Below are 23,542 nucleotides of genomic sequence, written 5' to 3' on the forward strand. Positions count from 1 at the left end.
TAAGACCTGCTAAACGTCATCACCTGCATTTTCAACCCATGGCTGAAGCTTTTAAACTACGTATAGTAATCATTGCAACAACCACAAATAGCAACATAATCAGGGCCATATTGATCAGCGCTGACCATACTAAAAAGTTCAAAAACACTCCGGCCAATAGACCACAGGCAAATTGCATACTTCCCATGATTGCACTGGCTGTGCCAGCTCGTGAGCCTTGTTCAGACATCGCCAATGCCATCGCATTTGGACCAGTGAAGCCGATTGAAGCAACACATAAGAACATACCAAACATTACAACAATGATAGAGGAAAGATAAAATAACCCTGCCGCCAATAAGATCAACACACCACACAATTGAAGTGCATTACCCAATTGCAAACGATGGCGAACATCCAGTCGATTTGCAAGTTTCTTATTGAGGGTCGAAAACACTATAATCCCTAAAGCATTCGCACCAAATACATAAGCAAATTGCTGTTGGCTCAGACCATAACCATCCATTAAAATGGCAGATGAGCCACTGATATAACAAAATAAAATTGCGCCAGAAAAACAGCCTGTGAGCATCGGTTTACGGAAAGTTTCGTCCTGTAAAATCGCACCATATAAACCTAAGACTTGTTTCAAACTTAATTTTAAGCGTCGCTCAACAGGCAGGGTTTCTTGAAAGAAAAAATGTACGCAGAAAAGACAAAAAATACCGACAAGTACCAATACCGCAAATATGTATTGCCATTCAAACACCTGTAACACCCACGCGCCTAAAGTAGGTGCAATGATTGGTGCAATTGTTGTCACGATCATCATGCTGGCAAAGGCTTGAGCAGAAGCTTGCATACTTAAGCGATCACGAATTGCAGCACGGGCAATCACTACACCGACACAGCCACCCAACGCTTGCAAAACACGAGCAGCGATCAAACTCCATTCACTATTGGCAAAGACACACAGAAAACCGGCACAAATATATAAAACCAAACCGAAATATAGCGGTGTTTTACGCCCAATACGGTCGCTGACTGGCCCATAAATTAACTGCCCAATCGCCAAACCCAAGAAATACGCTGGAAGACTATTGGCCACTTGTTGGGTTGTGACACCAAAATCGTCGGCCATTTGAGGTAAAGCCGGCAAATACATATCGATTGAAAGTGGCCCTAAAGCAGTCAGCAATGCCAACAAGACGATCCAGCGTTGAGAAAATTCCTTTTGTGATTCGACGCTTTTCATAAGAATAATTCATTTATCGCAAGCAAGTTTTGCAGACAAGTTTACACTGCACATAGTATTATTTCTTGGCTTCAATGTGAAAATTCACACGATACACATTGCTTACTGCCCCATCGCTTTAGCAAAGGAAAAATTTTGAACGCCTGGCTCGCACGACTGAAACAAGCAACCTATAACACGACCTTTATGTATAACTTGCGCATGGTCATTGCCTTCGCAGGAACAGCCTTTGTCCCATATTTTTTAGATCAGCAATTGATGACCATTCCCCTCACCTTGGGTGTGGTTGCCGCTGGTCTAAGTGATATCGATGACCGCTTTTCAGTCCGTGTGCTCAATCAAATTTATACCTATATCGGGTTCTTTGTTACTGCGGTATCCATTTATCTGTTGTTCCCGCATCCGATCTTATTTGCATTGGGGCTGATTGTGTCTTGTATCGGTTGGATTCTTTTGGGTTCATTGGGTCGTCGCTATGCCACCATTTCTTATGGCTGTCTGGTGATCTCCGTGTATTCCATGCTAGGGGTTGAACTTTTTGAAAATTGGTATACACAAGCAGGTTTATTGGTCATCGGTGCGATGTGGTATGGACTGCTTTCGACTTTGAGCTTTCTGCTGTTTCCTGTGCGTCAAGTTCAGGACAAATTGGCCCAAAGCTATTCGTCCCTAGGTGACTTCTTATTTGCAAAATCTAACTTGTTTGATGTCGATATGACACCAGAAAGTTATCAGCAAAGTTTGATTGAGCTATCGCTAGAAAATGGCAAATTAATTGGCATTTTCAACGATATGAAAACAGCCTTATTAACGCGTTTAAAAGGTGACCGTGGACAAAAAGATACGCGTCGTAGCCTGCAATATTATTTTGTCGCGCAAGACATTCATGAACGTGCCGATTCCGCGCATATTGATTATCAAAAATTGACCCGTATTTTTGAACATAGTGATATTTTATTTCGCTTTCAACGCGTGCTTTCGATTCAAGGTAAAGCTTGTAAAGATTTGAGTATCAGTATCTTACAGCGAAAACCTTATCATCATAATCAACGTTTTAAACATGCGTTCCACAATCTAAAATTGTCACTCGAAAAGCTGCGTGAAGAACAAAAATACGATGAAGTTTGGATCAACTCTTTATTTGCTTTATACCAAAACCTAAAAGGCATCGATGCGCAATTACGTAATGTCGAAACCGAGCGTTATATTGACCGACAAGCCCTGATTGAAAATCGTTTAAAAGATGATGATTTAAAAGGCTGGGACGACATCGTCATTCGATTCAAACAACATTTGAGCCCTGAGTCGGTGCTGTTCCGTCATGCTGTGCGTTTATCGACCGTGTTATTTATTGGTTATATTTTTGTCCAAGTCACCAATATCAGTTATGGCTATTGGATTTTATTGACTGCCCTGTTTGTCAGCCAGCCGAACTTTAACGCCACCAAGCGCCGCCTCTATTTACGTATCATTGGCACCTTGGTCGGAATTATTTTAGGTTATGCGATTTTATATTTTGTTCCTTCTGTCGAAGGTCAGTTACTGCTACTCATTTTAAGTGGCGTGCTGTTTTTTGAATTACGCAGTAAGCAATATGCACAAGCCACTGCGTTTATTACCATTTTGGCGCTGATTAACTTTAACTTAGATGGAATGGGTTTTGCCGCAGCAATGCCGCGTATGATTGATACACTGATTGGTTGTGCCTTGGCATGGTTTGGTGTGAGTTTCATTTTCCCAGATTGGAAATTCCGTCGCCTGCCTCGGACCATCAGCCGTTCGATTCAAGCGCAGTGTGATTATTTGGCCGAAGTGGTTGAACAATACAAATCTGGTCGTAATAACGGGTTGAATTATCGTGTGGTCCGTCGTGCAGCCCATAATACCGATGCAGAAGTAGCTTCACTGATTTCCACCTTAGCTACCGAACCCGATACCGATCCGACTCAAAAAGCTTTGGCCTTTGAGTTTTTGTGTCTCAATCATACCTTTATTAGTTATATCGCAGCCTTAGGTGCGCATCGTGAAAAAATTCAAGATCAACAGGTCTTAACCTTATTGGATAAAGCCACGGATGACATTCAAGGTGCATTACTACGTGACGAAGTGCCGGACTTAACGGCGCAAAATATGTTGCAAGAAATCCGTCAGCGTTTGTCACAAAACAGTGAGGAAGATCAAAAATCCTTGATTGTGCTACAACAGCTTTCGTTGATGTTTAACGTGTTGAACCAATTTAGCCAATTGAAACAAAATCTCAGTCATGAGCATGATCAAGCATCGACTGAACTGGCTTCGCTATAATTTGGATGATTTTGGAACAATATACTCACTGAATTGGTATAAATAATGCTAAACTTTTTACAGTTTTAAATCTGTTACTTTCACTATGACCGCAAAAAATTTATACGCCTACACGCTAGAGCCAGTGGCTTATGAAATTTCTGAAGAAGAACAACGTTATGCTCAACTTGTTCTGTCTCGCAGTAACTTCAAAATTGGCAAAAAAGCATGGCTAATTATGGGTGCAATTCTTGCACTGGCACTCTTGGGCCTCATCTTTATTAAGAACTATTCAACAGTATTTTGCTGGGTAGCTATTGTCTGTGTCGTGATTTACTTCCTTGTGCGTAAATTCGGAATCGAATGGTATGCGAAACGCAAACTGAACGAAGTCCCTGTTCAAGAAATTAAAGGCATCCGTATGGGTGTCCAGCCGCATGGGATCTCTATGCAGCAACGTATGGGCGCAAACATGGGGACGATGACTGTCGGTTGGAAAGACATTCATGAATGGTATGACACCAAAGACTTCATCCTTTTGAACTTTAAAGTAAAGGGTCAAGACGGCGCATACATCTTGCCTAAACGTATGGATAGCAAGAAGTTTCCATTTTCGACCATTCGTAAACATTTAAATGAAACTGTAGGCCCTGCTAAACCAATTTAAGCCTAACAGACATTTGTGTATAAAAAGCCTCCTCTCTTTGGAGGTTTTTTTATGTGTTTAATTTTTGAATAATTATTGATAATTACAATAATGAGAATGAATATTACTTACTTTTTCCACATTCTCTGCTAAATCATCGTTTATAATTCGTCGCAATTCAGCAACCTTTTATCAATATTAAATCCATCATGTTTAAGAAAACCCTTTTCCAGATTCACTGGTTCTTGGGGATTAGTGCCGGCTTAATACTCTCGCTCATGGGGGTTACAGGTGCCATTTATTCCTATGAACAGCAAATACTTAAAGCAATCAATCAGGACAGTTATGTGGTTCAGGCTCAACAGCAGCCTAAACTAACCCCTGCTGAGCTTTATCAGCATTTTAGTCAGTCTGATCCTGACATGAAAATTAACAGCATCTCTATTGCCTCAGATGCTACCGCCTCAAGTACCGTGAATATTGTCAAAGAAGGTGCTCGTCGTGGCTATAACATGATGGTTAACCCCTATACAGCCGAAGTTTTACCTGAAATCAAAGGTCAAAAATTCTTCCAGTTTGTACAGCAGCTACACCGTAATTTAACTGTTGGCCCTGTTGGTAAACAAATTACCGGCGCATGTACACTGATGCTGATTTATTTTGTATTGAGTGGTTTATATCTGCGTTGGCCAAAAAGACATTCTGTAAAACAATGGCTTGCAGTAAAACCGAAGCTCAAAGGACGTAATTTCCTGTGGGATCTACATGCTGTCGTCGGCACATGGGTGATTATTTTCTATCTCATTTTGGCATGTACAGGCCTGTACTGGTCTTATGAGTGGTGGCGTAATGGCATGTTTAAAGTCATGGGCGTTGAACGTCCACAGCCCCAGTTACAAGAACGTCCAAAACCGAATGGACAACCTGCTGAACAGGCGGGTGCAGAGCAAGGTGGTGAAAAACAAGCCACTGAGGCAAAACAAACTCATGGCGAACACCAAGCACGTTCTGAAAGAAACCCTGCAACGTCGAGTCCCTCTGAACACGGCGCTCAAGAAAATAAACATGGTGCTGAAGGTCGCGGAGAAAAACGTGGTCTAAAACCAGAACAAGTGAATATTGCCCTTACGCAAAGTTGGAATGGCTTTAATCAAAATATTGGTCGTGAATACTCAAGTGTCACTTTTAATATTCCGAAAAAAGCCAATGGTGAATTAGAAATTAACTTTGTGGATGCCGTCCCTCAACATGAGCGTGCGCGCAACAAAGCAACTTATAACTACAAAACGTCTGCTCTCACCGATATCGAGTTATACGAAGATAAAAAATTAAATGAAAAAATCATGACCAGCATGTTGCCTGTACATCGCGGTAGTTTCTTCGGACCGATTTATCAGTTCTTTGTGGTTATTGCATCCCTCATGATGCCGCTGTTCTTTGTCACAGGATGGATGCTCTATCTCAAACGTCGTAAACAGAAAAAACTGACACAGCAAGCCCGTCAAAGCTTAGCACCAGTTACCATCGACCCAAATGCACAGCCTTGGTTAATTTGCTATGCATCACAAACAGGTCAGTCTGAACAATTGGCATGGCGTACAGCAACAAGCTTACAAGAGGCTCGTCAGCCTGTCACAGTGAAAGCTGTTCAGCAACTTTCAGCAGATGACTTAACGCAAGCCGCTCAGGTTTTATTTGTTGCAAGTACCTATGGCACTGGGGAAGCACCTGACCTCGCTTCAAGCTTTGAACGTAAACTGATGACACAAAGCCTCGATTTGAGTCATGTTCAGTTTGCCGTTTTAGCTTTAGGCTCTGAAGAATATCCGGATACGTTCTGTAGCTTTGGTCATGCGATTCATCGTTGGATGCAAAGTAATGCTGCGAAGCCCCTGTTTGACACGCTTGAAGTCAATAATGGCGACACCCAAGCCATTCAAGCATGGAATAGCGCTTTAGCCAAAGCGACTAAACTTGAACTTCAGCACATGCAAATTGAAAAAACTTTTGATGCATGGACATTGACCAAACGTGATTTACTCAACCCGAACAGTTTAGGTGCACCTGCATTTAATATTGAGTTAAAACCGCAACATGAAGCCAACTGGCAAGCGGGTGATATTGCAGAGATTCAGCCGGGTAATAGTGCTGAACGTATTGCAAACTTCATGCAAAAGTACCAAATTCAAAGTCAACAAGTGGTTGATTCTACTCAGCAACGTATTGAAGATGCATTATGGGATCGTAACCTAAATACGGATGTCGAACCATTTGCCAACCTTGATCACTTGCTCGAACAGCTTCCACCGCTTCCAACTCGTGAATACTCCATTGCCAGTATTCCAAGTCAGCAAGTATTACGCTTAGTGGTGCGTCAGCAATCCAATGCGGATGGTGAGCTCGGCTTAGGCTCAGGGTGGTTAACACAACATGCTGCGATCAATAGCACACTACAACTGCGTATTCGTACCAATGAATCATTCCATCTGATTGCAGATAATCGTCCTGTGATTTGTATTGGTAACGGTACAGGTATTGCTGGTTTACTCAGCCTGTTACATGCACGAGTTCGTCAAGACTATACGCAAAACTGGCTGATTTTTGGTGAGCGCCAACGCGCACATGATTTCTTTTATCAAGACATCATTGAAGCATGGCAAAACACGGGCTTAGTTCAACGCATAGACCTCACCTTCTCTCGTGATCAAGCGGAGAAACGCTATGTGCATCATGAGCTACGTGATCAAGCATCCTTACTAAAATCATGGGTAGAACAAGGTGCCGTGATCTACGTTTGCGGTAGTATCAACGGTATGGCAACGGACGTTGACCACGCATTGATTGATATTCTAGGTGAAGATGTCGTGGCTGAACTGCGTCAAGCTGGACGTTACCGCCGTGATGTTTACTAATCAATAGCCCCAACTCAAAACCAGACCTCGTGTCTGGTTTTTTTCACGCTATACTTGGGCCAAATACGGATACTGCTTTAATTTTTTGCATGAAAAGAATACTACTGCTTTGTGTAGGCTTGCTGCTCTGCGTAGATGCCATTTGGTTACTTACATTAGATAAAATTCATTTAGGCATCCTTTTACCCTTAGTCATTGGGTGTATTTTTATTTTATCCGGACTATTTTCAACCCAAATCCACAATATTTTAGATCAATACCCTAAACTCAAAAGGCTCTGGCGTGCTACATGGTGGTTGTTTTGGCTTTGGCTATTGAGCCTTTTACTGTTTTTTGCGTATTTACACTTCAATAGCCAGCAATCCAAGCCATTTACTTCCGTCCAAGCCATCATCGTTTTGGGTAGTGGTATTGAAAATGGTCAACCCTCTCCGACCTTAAAGGCGCGTCTCGATGCCGCAGCACAGTATGCCTTGCAACAACCCAATACTATTATGATCATGACGGGTGGTTTAGGCTTTAATGAAAAAATGACCGAATCTTCCGTCATGAAACGCTATTTACTTCAACACTATGACATTTCAGCGGCAGGCATATATGAAGAAAGTAAAAGTACCAGTACAGAACTCAACCTGATCAATAGTAAAAAGATTTTAAAACAACATCAGATTTCTCTTGATGCCCCCATTGCGATTGCCAGTAGTGACTTTCACCTTCCACGTGCAAAAGCAATTGCACGAAAGTTAGGCTATACACAGGTGTATACCATTGCAGCGCCTACACCGCTGTACATCCGCTACAACTCTTGGCTACGAGAATATTTTGCCTTTTTGAGCGGTTTTGTACTCAATGAATATTAAAAAAAGCCCTTGTTTGATCAGTAAACAAGGGCTTTTTATGCTGTGAATAAACAATTAATTTAAACGAATGTTACGTGGCAAAGGAATTTTAAGGTTTTCAAAAATTTCTGGGCGCTGTTGATAAACTTGATATAAATAATTTTTAATATCTAACAGCATCTTTTCAGGTGCAACTAAAATATTTTGTCCTTCTGGGGTTAAATCTAAAGATACTGTAGTGCTCTCGCTGCGTAAAAACGGAATGACTTTTTCGATAAAGTCTTTTAATGAAATTTCCTGAATTTCATAATTGGACCAATTGTCTTTAATTAATAAACGTGCCAAACCACGGTTTTGCCAAATGGCGAAGGAACGTTGACCTGTAGGTGTCGCACAAAGGGCCCAACCATCTTGATATAACGCAATCACGCCACCTTGAGCGACCATATTTTCAATAAATTGTTTATAGGTTTCTTGAGGATTGTAATTTGTAGTTTGAGTTTTAGACGCTGCCTTGCGCTGATATGGATTTCTCATAGATCACATACAATATTAAAATTATTATAGAGCGGATTCTATGTAAATCAGAAAATTTAGGCAAGCTTTTGGATAAAGAAGTTTCTATAGAAGAATATGGTGGGCGCTGACGGGATCGAACCGCCGACATTCTGCTTGTAAGGCAGACGCTCTACCAACTGAGCTAAGCGCCCTGAGCAAAGAGTAACAAAGCGGAGCCTTGTCTGAGCGCAAGAGAAAAATCCTAAATTTTTCTAAAGGCACTCTCTTGAACAGAGATTTTTAAGATAAATGGCGCAGCGGACGGGACTCGAACCCGCGACCCCCGGCGTGACAGGCCGGTATTCTAACCAACTGAACTACCGCTGCATCACGTAGTTTCTTTCGAAACACAACCAAAATCTTAAAGATTTGGTGGGCGCTGACGGGATCGAACCGCCGACATTCTGCTTGTAAGGCAGACGCTCTACCAACTGAGCTAAGCGCCCTTAAAGGGTACAATAATTATATTCTTTGAAATGGCGCAGCGGACGGGACTCGAACCCGCGACCCCCGGCGTGACAGGCCGGTATTCTAACCAACTGAACTACCGCTGCATCGCAAAAAATATGGTGGGCGCTGACGGGATCGAACCGCCGACATTCTGCTTGTAAGGCAGACGCTCTACCAACTGAGCTAAGCGCCCTCAAAAGGTCTATCATGTAAATGGCGCAGCGGACGGGACTCGAACCCGCGACCCCCGGCGTGACAGGCCGGTATTCTAACCAACTGAACTACCGCTGCACTTACACAATGTCGCTATTGTGGTTCAAACGAATCAAGATTTAAAGTGGCGCAGCGGACGGGACTCGAACCCGCGACCCCCGGCGTGACAGGCCGGTATTCTAACCAACTGAACTACCGCTGCACTCTAAATATCTTAACGCTGAAAAGGCTTGGTGGGCGCTGACGGGATCGAACCGCCGACATTCTGCTTGTAAGGCAGACGCTCTACCAACTGAGCTAAGCGCCCTTTTCAAAACATGTTCATCGTTTGATGAGGTGCATTATAGAGAATCCTCACGGTCTGTCAAACGCTTTTCTAACTCTTTTCCACTTTTTCTGTTTGAGTGATTAAAAAATAAGTTATATTGCGGAAAAATCAGTATTTTTGAACATTTTTTAGCTATAAACCTGTAAATTTATTACTAAAAATATGACTTATATTCTGCATCATTCACATAAAAAACAGTTTTTCGCGTGGACTCATAACTAATCATTCAGCAAACCGACGATTATTTCACCACACATCCTGCATTCTAAAACAGCCTAGTGTACAAAATACATTCAAACACGACTTTCTGTTAGTTTGCGAGCATTAGTCCTGACAAAAAACGCCTTTCAAACTCACTTTAATTTTTCAAATCTTTGTTTTGATGCCATGAACTTCGGCTTTCATGGCTTGTGCTTTTAACGACGTGTTCAATGTTCAGTGATGTAAACCAGCGCATTTAATGGAATCAATTGATAAAGTTCTACAACATCGCTGTTTCGCATGCGAATACAACCATGTGACATCGGTATACCCATAGGCTCGCGATCTGGTGTGCCATGGATATAAATATAGCGTTGATAAGTATCACAGCCCTCACCTGCATTAAAGCCGGGTTCTAAACCACTGAGCCATAATATTCGAGATAAAATCCAATCCCGATCAGGGTGTGATGCAGCAAGTTGCTCGTCGTAAACCTCTCCGGTCCACTGACGTGCTTTAAAAACTGCATTTTGAGGATGTTTTCCACCAAACTTTTCAGCCACTTGATGCCAGCCTCGTGGCGTCTTGCCACTATTTTCCTGCTCACCAATGCCATTTTTACCCGATGAAATGAGGTAAAACTTATTCAGTTTCGGCAAAGTTAAAGTTTGATCTTTCAAGTTAATCAGGATATCTGCTTGATCTTGGGTATATTCAGACATGCTCTTGCTCTTTCTGCTTATCTTTATCTTGTGGTTTAGTCTGCGGCGAATGTTCAATAGTCCTAATCTTATTTGGCTCTGGTCGTGTCCATAACCAAATGCCAACAATCAACATGGTTAAGTCAGTGAAAATCTTGACGGCAATCGGTGCTGATGTAAAAAGCATAATCATACCACTCACAAACATCATGATCGATGCAAACCATTTTGCTTTGCGTGGGACTGTGCCATTTTCGCGCCAAGCGCGTAAGGTTGGCCCATATTTAGGATGATTCAACAACCAAGCATCCATTTGAGGCCAACCTTTTGAAGCCGCCCATGCCGCTAATATTAAGAAGACTGTCGTGGGCATTCCCGGCAATAAAGCCCCTATAAAGCCTAAAATGACAAAGACAACCACTAAGCTTCGCCAAAACAACGTCTTCATACCGCTACCCTGAACTTTCAATTCAGGTAGTATAAGATGTTTTTAACAATTATCCGTTGTTATTCTACATTATTCAAAAGGTTTCAATATGGCTGTAGCCCCGACAACGTCGTCTTATTTTGAGCCATGGTTGCAATTTAAACAGCCCTTAGTTCGCCAATTGGCTTTCTGTATTGCTAGCCCAAATATTCTGCAGCAAATTCCCAATGAACTCGAAATCCGCTATCCCTTTCATTTTCATCCAAACGAGCTTTGGCATAAATATTTTGAAGCCTACCTTCCCCGTTTAAAACAACTCGAACAACACCCAAGTGAATTAGTAGAATTTTTACAAAAATTAAAAAGTACTCGTCTGGGTTTACGTTTCGAAATGTTTATATGGTTTTGGCTTCTCGATCACCCATACCATCCCTACCAGATACTCGGACATAGCATTCAAAAAATTGACGGCCCTCGTACAGTAGGTGAACTCGACTTTGTTTTAAAAAATACTGAAAGTGGTGAAGTTGAACATTGGGAAGTGGCTTTAAAATACTATCTAGCAGAGCGCGATTTTCAATTACCCTATTGGTATGGCTTAAATCGTATTGATAATTTGGCTCGAAAGCTTAATCATTTTACCCAAAAACAATTCCAATTTGATGAAGCACTTGGGCAGCAGATTCAACAACGCTATTGCGTTTTAAAGGGTCAATTATATTTACCTATTCAGCGTACCAGCACATTACCAAACTGGGTCAATCCTGCGCGTAGAATAGGTCAATGGGGACATGTCATTCCGTCCATAAGTCAAGGTTTCTATCGCCTACAACGACATGAATGGATCTGCGTACAGCAGCAACCCACAAGTAAAACTGCACATTGGTGGACAGATGGTTTATATAAAAAGGACAGCGATGAAAGCTATTATATGTATAGATTACCACGCTTAGTTTTGCCTCAAACCACTTGAAATGGCAGAATACAAAATATAAAGCCTGATAGATAATTACATTTATTTACTCAACCACCATAAAAACTACCTACTGTTCAATAAGCCTATTTTTTAATCTAAATCTCACAACAGAATAATTTAGTCCTCTAAAAATTATTCTTTCATAATGGAGATTACATTCTATGAAAAAAATTTTAGCTGCATCACTTATGGTTGCTTTCGTACTGACAGGTTGTAATACAGTAAAAGGTGTTGGTAAAGACGTATCTAAAGCTGGAGATGCTGTAACCAATACTGCTGAGAAAACTTCGGAAGAAATTCGCCGCAATTAATTTCTTTCCCAAGGATTTATAAAACAGCCCTATTTTTTAAATAGGGTTTTTTTACGTCTAAATTTCCCTTCGCTTGTTGATTCGCCTATTATATTGCGACATTTTTGACTTCTGTATTTAGCATGACCTCAACAGCAACTCTTGATCTCAGCCTAGAACTACTTCGCCAACCATCGGTGACACCGATTGACCATACCTGCCAGAACATTATGGCAGAACGTTTAGCCAAGATTGGCTTTAACATTGAAAATATGCGTTTTGATGATGTAGATAATCTTTGGGCACGTAAAGGGACTGAAGCACCAGTATTTTGCTTTGCAGGTCATACTGATGTAGTACCTACGGGTAACTTGGATGCATGGGGTTCTGACCCATTTCTTCCTGAAATTCGCGACGGAAAACTATATGGTCGTGGCAGCGCAGATATGAAAACAGCGTTGGCAGCTATGGTTGTAGCGTCAGAACGTTTTGTAGCAAAGCATCCAAATCATAAAGGTTCGATTGCATTTCTCATTACCTCTGACGAAGAAGGTCCTTCGATCAACGGGACAGTCAAAGTTGTTGAAACGTTAGAAGCGCGTAATGAAAAAATGACTTGGTGTTTGGTAGGTGAACCATCTAGCACCAACACACTCGGTGATATTGTTAAAAATGGTCGTCGTGGTTCGCTAAATGCCAATTTAACAGTTAAAGGTAAACAAGGGCACGTTGCTTACCCACATCTAGCAATAAACCCAATCCATACTGCGTCAAAGGCACTGGCTGAACTTTGCGATACCGTGTGGGACAATGGTAACGAATACTTCCCTGCAACGTCGTTCCAAATTTCCAATATTAATGCCGGCACAGGTGCAACCAACGTTGTTCCGGGTACGATGAATTTACTCTTTAACTTCCGTTATTCAACAGAAGTAACGGCAGATGAACTCAAAGCACGTACTTTGGAAATTTTAGATCGTCATGGCGTTGAATATGACATCTCATGGACGTTATCTGGTCTGCCTTTCCTAACCCCTGTCGGTGAGTTAGTGAATGCTGCACGTGATGCCATTCGAGATGTTACTGGGACAGAAACAGAACTTTCGACCAGTGGTGGAACTTCTGATGGTCGATTCATTGCGCCTACAGGAGCACAGGTGCTTGAACTGGGTGTTTTAAATGCTACGATTCACCAAATCAATGAACACGTTAATGTGGCAGAGTTGGAGCCACTTTCTGAAATTTACGAAAAGATTTTAGAAAACCTGTTGGCTTAAATATTCCCCACATAGTCAAAAAAAGGAACTCCATTGAGTTCCTTTTTTATATCTCGCTTTTACAAATACTAAACCACTTGAAGCCCAATGCTGTTTTGAATATTGGCTAAATTTGGAATATGAAATACCTGATCGGCCATGCGTACATATTGGAAAATATTGGCGTCTTTCACGGTTTTTTCTTCATCAACCACTTCAGAAATACGCAGACGAATGGTTTTCGGCATTTCATTACACATCAGTGCAAAACGCTGCCCAACATCATCACCTTCAATCACCAAAGCCACACCCTGATTTTTGGCAGGATCATTGACTGAGAAAACAGGCAATTTCAATTCATGCCATTCAACAAAAGGAACCTTAGTTGCACTATCAAGCGCTGATAGCACAATATTTTGTGGCAACAACATTGGCTGTTTACCATGACAATCAATGATATACGCATCGATAAACCCGGTAGATACCGTAATGAGATGTTGCAGTTCCTGTTGATCAATTTTATCGCTGACAATCTGAGAAACAGTATTTTGGCTCATAGATTACCCCTGCTTTTCTGCAATTAAAGCTTCAATATTGGCAAGCAATTCAGCTTCTTGGAATGGTTTACCCATATAGTGAGTCACACCTAAGCTAAATGCACGCTCACGATGTTTTTCACCTGTACGTGATGTAATCATAATGATTGGCAGGTCACGGTGAATGTCATGGTGACGAACTAAGTTTGTCACTTCGAAACCATCCATACGTGGCATCTCAATATCAAGTAGCATCAAGTCTGGACGGACATTTTCAAGCTGTTCAATTGCATCCACACCATCTTTCGCTGTCACAATGTCATAACCTTGACGTTCAAGTAAGCGTGAAGTCACTTTACGTACAGTTACCGAGTCATCGACAATCATCACTAAACGACGCGCATTGGCCTGACGGCCCAAATCACGCTGTTCAGCTGAATGTTTAACACGCTGCGTAGTTTGAATTTGACGTGCAATATTTTGCCCATCCAAAATCAAACATACATGACCATCACCTAGAATCGTGGCACCTGCAATCGCGGCTACACTGGTAAATTGTTGACCAATTGGTTTCACCACGATTTGAGAACGTGAACCCACCAGCTGATCGACCAATAAAGCAATGGTTTGACCACTGTTGCCTTTAATTAGTAGTACAGGCAATGAATGGCCGACATTATTTAAACGTGGAATTGGCTGATTACCCACAAACTCTGATAGATAACGTAGTTTGTAATTGGTGTTGTCAATTTTAAACACGTCATCCTTACTATTGAAGTAAGTTTCGAGTGCCGTAGGTGCAATACGGACAATACGTTCAATTTGCGCTAATGAAATCGCATATTGCTGATCGCCCGCTTTCACCATCAAGGCATCGCTGACCGCTACTGTGGTTGGTACACGAATGGTAAAGGTCGTCCCTTTACCTAACTCAGACTCAACGGAAACATGACCACCCAAGGCTTTAATTTCACTTTGCACCACATCCAGACCAACACCACGACCCGAAATTTGCGTTACCGATTGTGCCGTTGAGAAACCTGGATGGAAGATCAATTGCAAGATTTCTTGTTTATCGAGGAACTGATCCGCTTTGATTAAACCAAGTTTTAAGGCTTTGTCTTTAATTTTGGTTTCATCAATCCCTTTACCATCATCACTGAAAGACACCAGTACATCAGTACCCTGACGACTAATGTTCAAGACGATGCTACCTACTTCTGGCTTTTTTAAAGCCAAACGGTCAGCAGTATCTTCTAAACCATGGTCGACCGCATTACGCAGCATATGTTCAAATGGTGTCACCAAACGCTCTAAGATCGTACGGTCCAATTCACCTTCTGTATTTTGAACAATCAATTCTGCAGGACGGTTCAAGGTCGAAGAGGTTTGACGCACAATACGTTGTAAACGTGGTAACAAACGATCAAATGGCACCAAACGGGTACGCATCAGACTTTCTTGAATTTCTGACTGAATACGTGATTGTTGTAATAACAAACCTTCTGCATCACGGATTTTTTCTGCCAAAGTACTCTTGAAGTCAACCAAATCCGACGCAGATTCGGCTAGAGATTTTGACAATTGGTTAATCGATGAATATTGGTCCATCTCCAATGGGTCGAAATCCGCATAGCGTGAATTTTCAGAACCATGTTTGGCAATAATTTGTGACTCAAGCTCACCATCCATTCGACGTAACTGGTCAGCAAGTCGCTTAATTGCTAACTCCATTTCATTCAAGGTATTGCCTAGCTGACCTAAGTCCATCTCAATACGTGAACGGTTAATCGAGTTTTCGCCTGATAAGTCAATCATCTTCTCGACGAGATCAGCCGAGATACGAATCATCTCATTGCTGTTATCAGAAGAATTGGCTTCAGTCCATTCACCCAACATCGATGGAGGTTCAACACCATCACCTTGAATAAATTCAAAGCCTTTGCTAACAATACCTTGCTCTAATTCTGCAACACGGTTTGGTAATTGAACTGTAACATCCACATACTGAATGGATTCTAGGCTCAATTTGATGCTATCAAAATTACTATAGTCGTGGTTGAAGATCGCTTCTTTTAACCATGCCAACGTCGTTTTGAGTAAGCCGTCATATGCATTTGAGTTGAAATGATGAACCGCGAAATGCTCAAACGTCGTCTCAAGTTGATACGCAATTGCGGCAACAGGTTCATTTTCAACCATACGCGCACCACCCTTAATACTGTGGGCAGCACGTTGTAATTGAAGCAATACGTTACGGTCACTACGTTGTTCAGTCCATTGATTTAATAATTGAACGGCTTGTTCAAGAATTTCCTCAGACTCTTCAAGGAAGGTTTCTTCCATGACAGAACGTAGATCGTCATCTGGATGCTCAACATGTTCAGCAACCGCATGTTCAAGATGTTCAACAGCAGACTCAGTGTGAGCCGTCGTTTGAGCTTCAACCACTGCTTCTGCTGTGTCTTCAGCAACATCCATCGGCTCTGACACCGATACATCTTGCTCTACTGCTGCTTGTTCAGTTTCAGCAGAAATAGGAGCCGAAGCCAATCCGACTGGTTCTGAATGCTCCCCTGCCACAATTGACTGAATATTCTTAAGAATATCGATCACATTATTCGCTGGGTAGTCGATCCCTTGGTCACGAATGGTTTGAATACGATCTGAAATATCATCCTGCACCAAACGAATAATTTGAATTAACGCAGGCGTAATCGAAATTTGCTGACGAATAATGCGCTCATAAATCGACTCCAATTCATGCGAAATTAAACCCACATGAGACGCGGCAATCATATTTGCACCACCTTTTAGGGTATGCAAATAGCGCATTAAATTATTCAAAGCTGAAGTATTGGTCTGATCACGTGTCCAAGTACTGAGGTCTTGATCAATCCCCACCAATAATTCTTCTGCCTCTTCAATAAAGATCCCCAAAAGATCTTCATCAAAGTCATTATTCGCATCCGCCGCTTGCATCTGTTGATGATCAAGTTGAATACGCTGACTTAATTGTGCAAAGTCTACTGCTGTTGTATTTGGAACAGCGGCTTTATCTTCTACAGTGGCAACAGGTTCAGCAACTACATGGGCTTCTGGTGTTGTCGTCGCTGCAACTGCTTCAATGTCTTGTTGAACAAATGCAGTCAGCTCATTTAAGAAACGCTGAACCTCTTCACTTAACACTACACGCTGACCCGCAGCTAAAGTGTCAAATAAGTGAATGAACTCTTGATGTGCTTGCGCAAATAACTCATAACCATAATCAGCATGGAGTAATTCAGGCTTTTCAATTAAAGACTGATACGCTGCACGCAGTTGAGTTGTGAAATCATGGATTCCAACAGACGCACGATTATCCGTATGTTCAATCAACTCTAAAGCTTGCTGACTGAGCTGTTGAATATAGTCAGGGAATTCAGCAAGGGCACGTTTATCAAACTCAAATTCAGCATCCAATAACTGATCAATATTTAATTCGATTAGTTTAGAAACCAAACCTTGTGGATTATCTTCAGGCGCCAATTGATCTTGGCTAGCAAAACCATAATCATCCCAAGCAGCTTTGAAGGTTTCATAAATAGATGCAAGATTTGCCTTATCCCCTGAACGCAGCACGTGTAAATAATCACGAACAAATTCAGCATATTGAATCAATAAAGCAGCTTCTTTCGAGCTCGATACGATTTCGTCTTGTAATAAGGTTTTGAATAAATTTTCAACTTTTGAACTGGCTTCAAAAATCTCTTCGATTTGCGCCATCGACGAACTACCACGTAAGGTGTGTAGCGCGCGAATCAAGCCATTATAGTCTTGTGATTTACTGTCATCAGATTGGAGGAACTGATCAATCGTTTGTAGATGTTCTTCAGCTTCTTCAATAAAAATGCTCACTGTCTCTTCGACCAGTGATGCATCTACATCCACTTGTTCAGAAGCAGGTTCTGATTCATCGACCGCATCAATCGTGCTTTCAAGCACTTCTACAGACGCTGTAGCTTCAACATCAGTCAGTTCTAAACCAGTAACACCATCTTCAGATTTTAATTGATCTGCCAGTTTTAATAATTCTTCGAGTGCAGGCTCAAGGCTAATATTTTGTTGTAATTGTTGCCCCATTAAAACCAATGGACGTAAGTCAACATCCAATTCGGCAACATTTTTAAACCGTGGATAGAGCTTATATTGATAAACATTTAAAACTGTTTGTGCAAACTTTTGAACGGTCGGCGTTAACTGTACCGAACCCGCAATAACACGGTTCAGCGTATCTTCAACTGCCCATGCAGTTTCACCCGCCGATTTTGCCCCGACCATACGACCCGAACCTTTCAGGGTATGGAAATGACGACGAATCGTCGTTAAAGTGTCTTTATCTTGTGGATTTTCCAACCAAGTCGTAAATAAACTCGCCAGTTCTTCAAAGATTTCTTCTATTTCTTCAACAAAAATCTCTAAAATTTCTGCATCTTGATCAAGATAACTATCTTCAGGAAGCGTAGTTGTTTCAACTAAATTTTTTAATATTTCTTTCATAGCTAAGGCTTCTTATATTTTGCCACCAAGAAGGTTGCTCAAACTTAATTGTAACCATCACCTAAGACTTAACTGTGACGTTAAGTTCACCTTATCGATGTGTTATCTGTAATCGGTGCAGTACCCTAGCCGCAGCTAAGGTACTACAGGTTTGCGCCTGACTTACTCTGGGAGTTTAAAGTCAGATACAGATTCACGTAATGATTCAGCCATATTCGCCAATTCAGATACCGAACGTGCAGTATCAAATGTTGCACTGGTGGTTTGCGAGGTAATTTCTTGTACAACGTTCATCGTTGTCGCAATATGACCTGCTGAAGCAGACTGAAGTTTTGCAGCATCCGAAATGTTTGCAATCAGTTTCGCCAAGTTACCCGATACAGACTGAATTTCATCTAGTGCTACGCCGGCATCCTTAGACAAGTTCGCACCACGTACAACTTCCGAAGTCGTTTGTTCCATTGAAATTACAGCTTCGTTAGTATCCGTTTGAATGGTTTTTACCAAACCTTCAATCTGTTTGGTTGCAGACGCTGAACGTTCCGCAAGACGCTGTACCTCATCCGCTACCACGGCGAAACCACGACCTGCTTCACCCGCCATTGACGCCTGAATTGCTGCGTTTAATGCCAAGATGTTTGTTTGGTCGGCAATATCGTTAATCAGTGCGACAATGTTACCAATCTCTTGAGAAGACTCACCCAAACGTTTAATACGTTTTGAGGTTTCCTGAATCTGTTCACGAATCGTGTCCATACCTTCAATTGAACGGTTTACGACATCTGCACCGTTTGCAGCAATTTGTACAGAACGTTCTGCTACGACAGCTGATTCTTCAGCGTTCGAAGATACTTGGTCAATCGACATTGCCATTTCGTTAATTGCGGCAGATGCACCAGCAATTTCTTGCGCCTGATGTTCAGATGCTTCTGCAAGCTGGTTGGTAATACCCTGCGTATTCGCCGTATATTGCGCAACTTCTTGAGAAGTTTCTGTAATACGCGATACAAGGTCACGTAATTGGTCGATTGCGAAGTTAATCGAGTCGGCAATCGCACCAGTAAAGTCTTCAGATACCGTCGCATACGAACGTAAGTCACCGTCTGCAAGATCGGCAATTTCATCGAGTAAACGTAAAATCGCGTTCTGGTTACGGTCATATTCTTCTTGAAGACGGGTTACACGGAATTTATCCGATTGACCACGTAAAGAAAGAAGTTTGAACACACAGATTAAGAAGGCTGTTAAAGCAAGAATCAACAGTACCGCAGGTAAAATGGTTTTCAGACCTGTGCTAGAAGACAATTGATTTAAGTTGTCCAACAATTTGTCTGACTCAGCAAAAATTTGTGAAGATGCTTTACGTACGTTCACAATTTGCGTTGAGTTTTTCAAAATTGTCGCAGCCGCTGATTTTAATACATCGTCATATTCAGCTTTAATACCTTCAAGTGACTCACGTAATTCAGGGCTTTCAATACGTTGTACACCAAGCTCTGTACTACCATCCAATTGGGCATTTAAGTACAAACCGAAGGTTTCAGTATCGGCACTAAAGTCATCCGCAGACTCACGTGAACTATCAGAACCGGAAAGCACCGAGCTGATCGAACGTAAAATACGTTCAGCAATGAATACCTGGTTTTTCGCAATCACCACCTGGTTCGAAGGCATGTCTTGACGTGCCATTTGGTCGACCATCAAGTTATATTCCGCCTGAATCCCCGGAATGGTTTCACCAATCGCGATGTTCGTGTCATATAGCTTGTTAATGATTTTTTGTTGCGAAGTAATCAAGTCAATACTTTTTGAAACTTCAGCCCACTGCGTATCTACAGATTTCAGCGCATCGGTATTTGCATGAATATCTTTTACAGTTTCTAAGTTTTCTTTGAACGAATCTTGAGAAGCAATTAATTTTTTCATTGCATCTTCAGTACCCGAAGCTGTTGCTTCAGTTGCTTGACGCGAAATTGTTTGCGAAAGAAGACGGAGTTCACCCAAACTTTGCGTCAATTGGTTACCGCGAGGAACGCTATAGAATAGGTATAATAAAATGATCGTTGCCAGTACTAATGAACCAATCGCACCATAAATAAATGGTTTGGATTTTTCACTATCACCAAAAACTCGAGATAATTGATCTGTCTGTGATTGCAGTTTTGCCAGAAAAGCATTACCGCCTTTACGACCACTGGTGCTTTCACCCGTATTTTTCTTTTTAAGTTTAAAGCCCATTCAGCTTCTCCCCGATTACGCCTTCTTTCGTTCGTGCGCGACAATTAATTTATAAATTTTATAGATGCGTTCATGTATTTTGGATTTTGCAGTAAACGACTGAAGAGAAATACATTCCACTGCTGGTTATGCTGGTGGAAATACCCCTGACAATATTCCTGCAAATTTCGATCCAACTCATTATGTTTAGAAAAATAACTTTTCTTATTAAAGTGTTGAATACCCAAAACTTGATCGACTACCAAACCGACATAATGGTCATTATGACTAATACATAAAACTTTTTGAGTGGGTGAAAAACTACTTCGATGACCGGTTATATATTGTGCTAGGTCAGACAAAGAAAGTAAGCGTCCCCGAATATTGGCTAATCCCATCACCCAAGGTTGGGTATTGGGAACTGGCGTATATTTTGGTGGGTAGATCACTTCAGCTACTTCACCTAAAGGAGCAACGTAATATTGCCCCATCATCTCAAAAGCAATGCCTGACCATCGGTTTACTTCATTTTCAGTGGAAACGTAGTTTTTGTTTCCTCGTTTTGCGATTCGAAGTAATTCGATAAATCCATTTGCTGCCATAGAGCTTTATCCTGCATTGAGGTGTTGCTTAATCACATCAATTAATTGTTTTTCGTCTACAGGTTTAGTCAGATAATCAGAAGCACCTTGGCGTTTACCCCAAACACGGTCAGTTGCCTGATCTTTGGTACTTACAATGACAATTGGGATATGTTTGGTGGTCGCACCACGTGCAATTTGACGTGTTGCTTGGAATCCATTCACACCCGGCATTACCACATCCATTAAGACCAAATCAGGTAACTCAGCTTGAGCCATTGTCACCCCATCTGCCCCATTTGAAGCTTCAATCACTTCAAAACCGTGTTTACCTAAAATTTCTTTAAAACGGAATGTTTCTGTTGGTGAATCATCAACGATTAGGATACGTGCCATGCTTTTTCCCCAAAAAATAAAAAATCTAATTAAGCTGTAACGTGATTACGGATTGCATTCAGCAATTCATCTTTACTGAATGGCTTCGTTAAGTATTCATCCGAACCCACAACACGCCCCTTTGCCTGATCAAATAAACCATCTTTACTTGAAAGCATAATCACAGGAATATTTTGATAATTTTGAGAGTTTTTAATCAGGGCGCAAGTTTGATAGCCATCAAGACGCGGCATCATAATATCGACAAATACGATATCTGGATTCGCATCTGCAATTTTTGAAAGTGCTTCAAAACCATCTACAGCAGTGACGACTTCACATCCTTCACGCTGAAGCAGCGTTTCGGCCGTACGACGAATGGTTTTTGAATCATCAATTACCATGACTTTTAGATTTTGGAATTTATCGTCCATTTATTGACCCTACCCATTGAGGATGTACAAACAATTAAGTTAGCAGCATTATTATTTACAAGTTGTGAACATTTTTAACATATCTTTACTTGCGTTTTCAATGAACATTTTCTGCGCAAACACACAAGATTTCTTGTTTTTATTAACTGCTTCACACTTTCCGATGACCAACGATTTTTTTTTAACTTGGAATAGTATTTAATTGTCTTAATTAAGCATATTATAGCAAGATTATTACTTTAAAATAAGTAATTTAGTCAACTTTAAACTGGGGAGTACAAGGTTGAGTCCGTTTACAAAAAAAATTCACTTGATTGGCCTTAAACATTTCTCAAAAAAAGTCATTCTGACGACTTGTTTACTGGCTTATACCCCGCTTTTATTTGCTGCACCAACCAATACGCAGCAACCACAAAAGGCGACTTGGTATCGTTACTATGACAGTAAAGGCATAGCAAACATCAGTACCAATGTGACACCAAATCACATCCGCTATGGTTATGAAGCACTTGATCAAAATATGCAAGTGATTAAACGTAACCGCCCCTACAATGCTGAAGCGGACGTTAGACAAGCTCCTCAGCGTGCTGCCCAAGCACGTCAGCAAGCTTCAGATATCAAACTTAAAAAAGCCTATACCAATAGCCGAACTGCGGCCATTAAAAAGCGTGATGCACTGACTGGTATACGTAAACAGATCGTGTTTGAACAAGAACAATTAAAACAATTACAAAATGATCGTGTATTATTTGTTCGCCAAGAACGTGAACATTTTCGAAAAGGTGAAACCGTTCCGGCAAAATTAAAAACAATGTTGGATAATAATCAAAAAAATATGGTAGCGAAAAAAGAATACATTCAATCGTTACAAACTCGCTATCGAAATACAGAAGCTGAATACGACAGAATTATTACGCGTTTAAAAGCGATGGAATAAACTTGTTATTCAATTGCTTTTGTAGACCGCTGATATAAGGACCATTATGCACTCTGCACAGCAATCATCCCCATTTTTAAAGCTTAGCCTGCTTTGCATAAGCCTGACTTTGGCTGCATGTCAAAAAGAAGATCCGCAGCAAAGTGTTAAACCAGAAAATAAGATTGAATTGATTCAACAAGATCTGGTCACGATCGAACAAGGCAACGCCATTTCAAAAACAGCCTTTACAGGTACCATTCGGGCGGTCAATCAGAGCAGTATTCAAGCCCAAGTCACTGCGACTGCAACCAATGTTAATGCAGAAGTCGGACAACGTGTCAACAAAGGCCAAGTGTTGGTGCGTTTAAATAATCAAGACAATGCCGCACGTCTTGCTCAATCTCAAGCAAACCTTGCATCAACGCAAGCTCAAGCCAATCAAGCCAAACTGATGATGGAACGTAAACAGCGTTTGCTGAATCAAGGCTTTATTTCCAAAGGGCTTTGTTGCACAAACCTATCTGTAAAGGCTTTTTCAGCGATATAATTTTCAAATGAAGAAGCCTACACACAAAATCTACCGCACAACCAATTGGCCCGCATATAACCGAGCACTCATGAGTCGCG

17 protein-coding genes, 8 tRNA genes and 3 pseudogenes are annotated in these 23,542 nt (G+C 41.3%); 9 read left to right on the forward strand and 19 right to left on the reverse strand.

Annotated features, from left to right (window positions below):
• Positions 1-31: 31 nt before the first annotated feature.
• The gene (locus FTU22_RS08085) at positions 32-1,234 is read right to left on the reverse strand and encodes a multidrug effflux MFS transporter (RefSeq protein ID WP_180093841.1); all 1,203 of its coding nucleotides are present in this window, start codon (positions 1,232-1,234) and stop codon (positions 32-34) included.
• A gap of 135 nt (positions 1,235-1,369) precedes the next feature.
• Here FTU22_RS08085 and yccS point away from each other — a divergent pair, with 135 nt between their 5' ends.
• From yccS to FTU22_RS08105, 4 genes are all read left to right on the forward strand, one after another.
• Complete coding sequence (yccS, locus tag FTU22_RS08090; protein WP_078191437.1) at positions 1,370-3,538, forward strand: YccS family putative transporter; 2,169 nt, start codon at positions 1,370-1,372, stop codon at positions 3,536-3,538.
• An 85-nt stretch (positions 3,539-3,623) separates the two neighbouring features.
• Entirely contained in the window at positions 3,624-4,184 is a 561-nt protein-coding gene (locus tag FTU22_RS08095; protein ID WP_180004995.1) for a YcxB family protein, read from the forward strand.
• Between the two features lie 188 nt (positions 4,185-4,372).
• Entirely contained in the window at positions 4,373-7,075 is a 2,703-nt protein-coding gene (locus FTU22_RS08100) for a sulfite reductase flavoprotein subunit alpha (protein WP_180093843.1), read from the forward strand.
• Positions 7,076-7,164: 89 nt separating this feature from the next.
• Positions 7,165-7,935, forward strand: coding sequence for a YdcF family protein (locus FTU22_RS08105; protein WP_180093845.1), 771 nt, complete (start codon positions 7,165-7,167; stop codon positions 7,933-7,935).
• Between the two features lie 54 nt (positions 7,936-7,989).
• Here FTU22_RS08105 and FTU22_RS08110 read toward each other — a convergent pair whose 3' ends face one another.
• The 11 genes from FTU22_RS08110 to FTU22_RS08160 all read right to left on the reverse strand — a co-directional run bounded on the left by FTU22_RS08110 (position 7,990) and on the right by FTU22_RS08160 (position 10,813).
• The gene (locus FTU22_RS08110) at positions 7,990-8,451 is read right to left on the reverse strand and encodes a DUF2750 domain-containing protein (RefSeq protein ID WP_180023173.1); all 462 of its coding nucleotides are present in this window, start codon (positions 8,449-8,451) and stop codon (positions 7,990-7,992) included.
• Positions 8,452-8,548: 97 nt separating this feature from the next.
• Positions 8,549-8,624: transfer RNA gene (locus tag FTU22_RS08115), tRNA-Val, on the reverse strand.
• A gap of 98 nt (positions 8,625-8,722) precedes the next feature.
• Positions 8,723-8,799, reverse strand: a tRNA-Asp gene (locus FTU22_RS08120).
• 43 nt (positions 8,800-8,842) lie between these two features.
• Positions 8,843-8,918 (reverse strand) — tRNA-Val (locus tag FTU22_RS08125).
• Between the two features lie 31 nt (positions 8,919-8,949).
• Positions 8,950-9,026 (reverse strand) — tRNA-Asp (locus FTU22_RS08130).
• Positions 9,027-9,039: 13 nt separating this feature from the next.
• Positions 9,040-9,115 (reverse strand) — tRNA-Val (locus tag FTU22_RS08135).
• A gap of 21 nt (positions 9,116-9,136) precedes the next feature.
• Positions 9,137-9,213 (reverse strand) — tRNA-Asp (locus tag FTU22_RS08140).
• A gap of 47 nt (positions 9,214-9,260) precedes the next feature.
• Positions 9,261-9,337 (reverse strand) — tRNA-Asp (locus tag FTU22_RS08145).
• Between the two features lie 29 nt (positions 9,338-9,366).
• Positions 9,367-9,442, reverse strand: a tRNA-Val gene (locus tag FTU22_RS08150).
• A 449-nt stretch (positions 9,443-9,891) separates the two neighbouring features.
• Entirely contained in the window at positions 9,892-10,386 is a 495-nt protein-coding gene (gene elsL, locus FTU22_RS08155) for a cell wall-recycling L,D-carboxypeptidase ElsL (RefSeq protein WP_180093847.1), read from the reverse strand.
• Positions 10,379-10,813 carry a YbaN family protein gene (locus tag FTU22_RS08160; RefSeq protein ID WP_078192251.1) on the reverse strand — a complete coding sequence of 145 codons (435 nt, stop codon included), beginning with the start codon at positions 10,811-10,813 and terminating at the stop codon, positions 10,379-10,381. Before FTU22_RS08160 ends, elsL begins: the two co-directional genes overlap by 8 nt.
• Before the next feature lie 88 nt (positions 10,814-10,901).
• Between FTU22_RS08160 and FTU22_RS08165 the strand changes: the two genes are divergently transcribed.
• From FTU22_RS08165 to dapE, 3 genes are all read left to right on the forward strand, one after another.
• Positions 10,902-11,765 (forward strand): DUF1853 family protein, encoded by an 864-nt coding sequence (locus FTU22_RS08165; protein WP_180093849.1) that lies wholly within the window; start codon positions 10,902-10,904, stop codon positions 11,763-11,765.
• A gap of 164 nt (positions 11,766-11,929) precedes the next feature.
• Positions 11,930-12,079 carry an entericidin A/B family lipoprotein gene (locus tag FTU22_RS08170; protein ID WP_078191053.1) on the forward strand — a complete coding sequence of 50 codons (150 nt, stop codon included), beginning with the start codon at positions 11,930-11,932 and terminating at the stop codon, positions 12,077-12,079.
• 122 nt (positions 12,080-12,201) lie between these two features.
• Positions 12,202-13,335 (forward strand): succinyl-diaminopimelate desuccinylase, encoded by a 1,134-nt coding sequence (gene dapE / locus FTU22_RS08175; RefSeq protein ID WP_180023170.1) that lies wholly within the window; start codon positions 12,202-12,204, stop codon positions 13,333-13,335.
• A 68-nt stretch (positions 13,336-13,403) separates the two neighbouring features.
• Here dapE and FTU22_RS08180 read toward each other — a convergent pair whose 3' ends face one another.
• From FTU22_RS08180 to pilG, 7 genes and pseudogenes are all read right to left on the reverse strand, one after another.
• A complete protein-coding gene (locus tag FTU22_RS08180; RefSeq protein WP_180093851.1) occupies positions 13,404-13,871 on the reverse strand; it encodes a hypothetical protein in 468 nt (155 codons plus the stop codon).
• Positions 13,872-13,874: 3 nt separating this feature from the next.
• Positions 13,875-17,759: pseudogene (locus FTU22_RS08185) on the reverse strand (Hpt domain-containing protein); the annotation flags it as partial.
• A gap of 93 nt (positions 17,760-17,852) precedes the next feature.
• Positions 17,853-18,389: pseudogene (locus tag FTU22_RS16475) on the reverse strand (Hpt domain-containing protein); the annotation flags it as partial.
• A 162-nt stretch (positions 18,390-18,551) separates the two neighbouring features.
• A complete protein-coding gene (locus FTU22_RS08190; RefSeq protein WP_078192256.1) occupies positions 18,552-20,627 on the reverse strand; it encodes a methyl-accepting chemotaxis protein in 2,076 nt (691 codons plus the stop codon).
• Between the two features lie 44 nt (positions 20,628-20,671).
• On the reverse strand, positions 20,672-21,208 hold the full coding sequence (locus FTU22_RS08195) for a chemotaxis protein CheW (RefSeq protein ID WP_078191058.1): 537 nt from the start codon (positions 21,206-21,208) through the stop codon (positions 20,672-20,674).
• Positions 21,209-21,214: 6 nt separating this feature from the next.
• Positions 21,215-21,583 (reverse strand): response regulator, encoded by a 369-nt coding sequence (locus FTU22_RS08200; protein WP_078191059.1) that lies wholly within the window; start codon positions 21,581-21,583, stop codon positions 21,215-21,217.
• A gap of 29 nt (positions 21,584-21,612) precedes the next feature.
• On the reverse strand, positions 21,613-21,996 hold the full coding sequence (pilG, locus tag FTU22_RS08205) for a twitching motility response regulator PilG (RefSeq protein WP_078191060.1): 384 nt from the start codon (positions 21,994-21,996) through the stop codon (positions 21,613-21,615).
• Between the two features lie 343 nt (positions 21,997-22,339).
• Here pilG and FTU22_RS08210 point away from each other — a divergent pair, with 343 nt between their 5' ends.
• On the forward strand, positions 22,340-22,933 hold the full coding sequence (locus tag FTU22_RS08210; protein WP_373683064.1) for a hypothetical protein: 594 nt from the start codon (positions 22,340-22,342) through the stop codon (positions 22,931-22,933).
• Between the two features lie 46 nt (positions 22,934-22,979).
• A pseudogene (locus FTU22_RS08215) lies at positions 22,980-23,414 on the forward strand (efflux RND transporter periplasmic adaptor subunit); the annotation flags it as partial.
• Between the last annotated feature and the right edge of the window lie 128 nt (positions 23,415-23,542).

The sequence above is a fragment of the Acinetobacter sp. YH12076 genome, from assembly GCF_013419525.1.
Taxonomy (GTDB): domain Bacteria; phylum Pseudomonadota; class Gammaproteobacteria; order Pseudomonadales; family Moraxellaceae; genus Acinetobacter; species Acinetobacter amyesii.

What these genes read in the sequence shown, in the direction of transcription:
- dapE (WP_180023170.1), top strand. Translation starts at nt 12,202, where the DNA reads ATGACCTCAACAGCAACTCTTGATCTCAGCCTAGAACTACTTCGCCAA.
- FTU22_RS08170 (WP_078191053.1), top strand. Translation starts at nt 11,930, where the DNA reads ATGAAAAAAATTTTAGCTGCATCACTTATGGTTGCTTTCGTACTGACA.
- FTU22_RS08160 (WP_078192251.1), bottom strand. Translation starts at nt 10,813, where the DNA reads ATGAAGACGTTGTTTTGGCGAAGCTTAGTGGTTGTCTTTGTCATTTTA.
- FTU22_RS08190 (WP_078192256.1), bottom strand. Translation starts at nt 20,627, where the DNA reads ATGGGCTTTAAACTTAAAAAGAAAAATACGGGTGAAAGCACCAGTGGT.
- pilG (WP_078191060.1), bottom strand. Translation starts at nt 21,996, where the DNA reads ATGGACGATAAATTCCAAAATCTAAAAGTCATGGTAATTGATGATTCA.
- FTU22_RS08195 (WP_078191058.1), bottom strand. Translation starts at nt 21,208, where the DNA reads ATGGCAGCAAATGGATTTATCGAATTACTTCGAATCGCAAAACGAGGA.
- FTU22_RS08105 (WP_180093845.1), top strand. Translation starts at nt 7,165, where the DNA reads ATGAAAAGAATACTACTGCTTTGTGTAGGCTTGCTGCTCTGCGTAGAT.
- FTU22_RS08110 (WP_180023173.1), bottom strand. Translation starts at nt 8,451, where the DNA reads ATGAGAAATCCATATCAGCGCAAGGCAGCGTCTAAAACTCAAACTACA.
- FTU22_RS08095 (WP_180004995.1), top strand. Translation starts at nt 3,624, where the DNA reads ATGACCGCAAAAAATTTATACGCCTACACGCTAGAGCCAGTGGCTTAT.
- FTU22_RS08200 (WP_078191059.1), bottom strand. Translation starts at nt 21,583, where the DNA reads ATGGCACGTATCCTAATCGTTGATGATTCACCAACAGAAACATTCCGT.
- FTU22_RS08085 (WP_180093841.1), bottom strand. Translation starts at nt 1,234, where the DNA reads ATGAAAAGCGTCGAATCACAAAAGGAATTTTCTCAACGCTGGATCGTC.
- FTU22_RS08180 (WP_180093851.1), bottom strand. Translation starts at nt 13,871, where the DNA reads ATGAGCCAAAATACTGTTTCTCAGATTGTCAGCGATAAAATTGATCAA.
- FTU22_RS08100 (WP_180093843.1), top strand. Translation starts at nt 4,373, where the DNA reads ATGTTTAAGAAAACCCTTTTCCAGATTCACTGGTTCTTGGGGATTAGT.
- FTU22_RS08165 (WP_180093849.1), top strand. Translation starts at nt 10,902, where the DNA reads ATGGCTGTAGCCCCGACAACGTCGTCTTATTTTGAGCCATGGTTGCAA.
- elsL (WP_180093847.1), bottom strand. Translation starts at nt 10,386, where the DNA reads ATGTCTGAATATACCCAAGATCAAGCAGATATCCTGATTAACTTGAAA.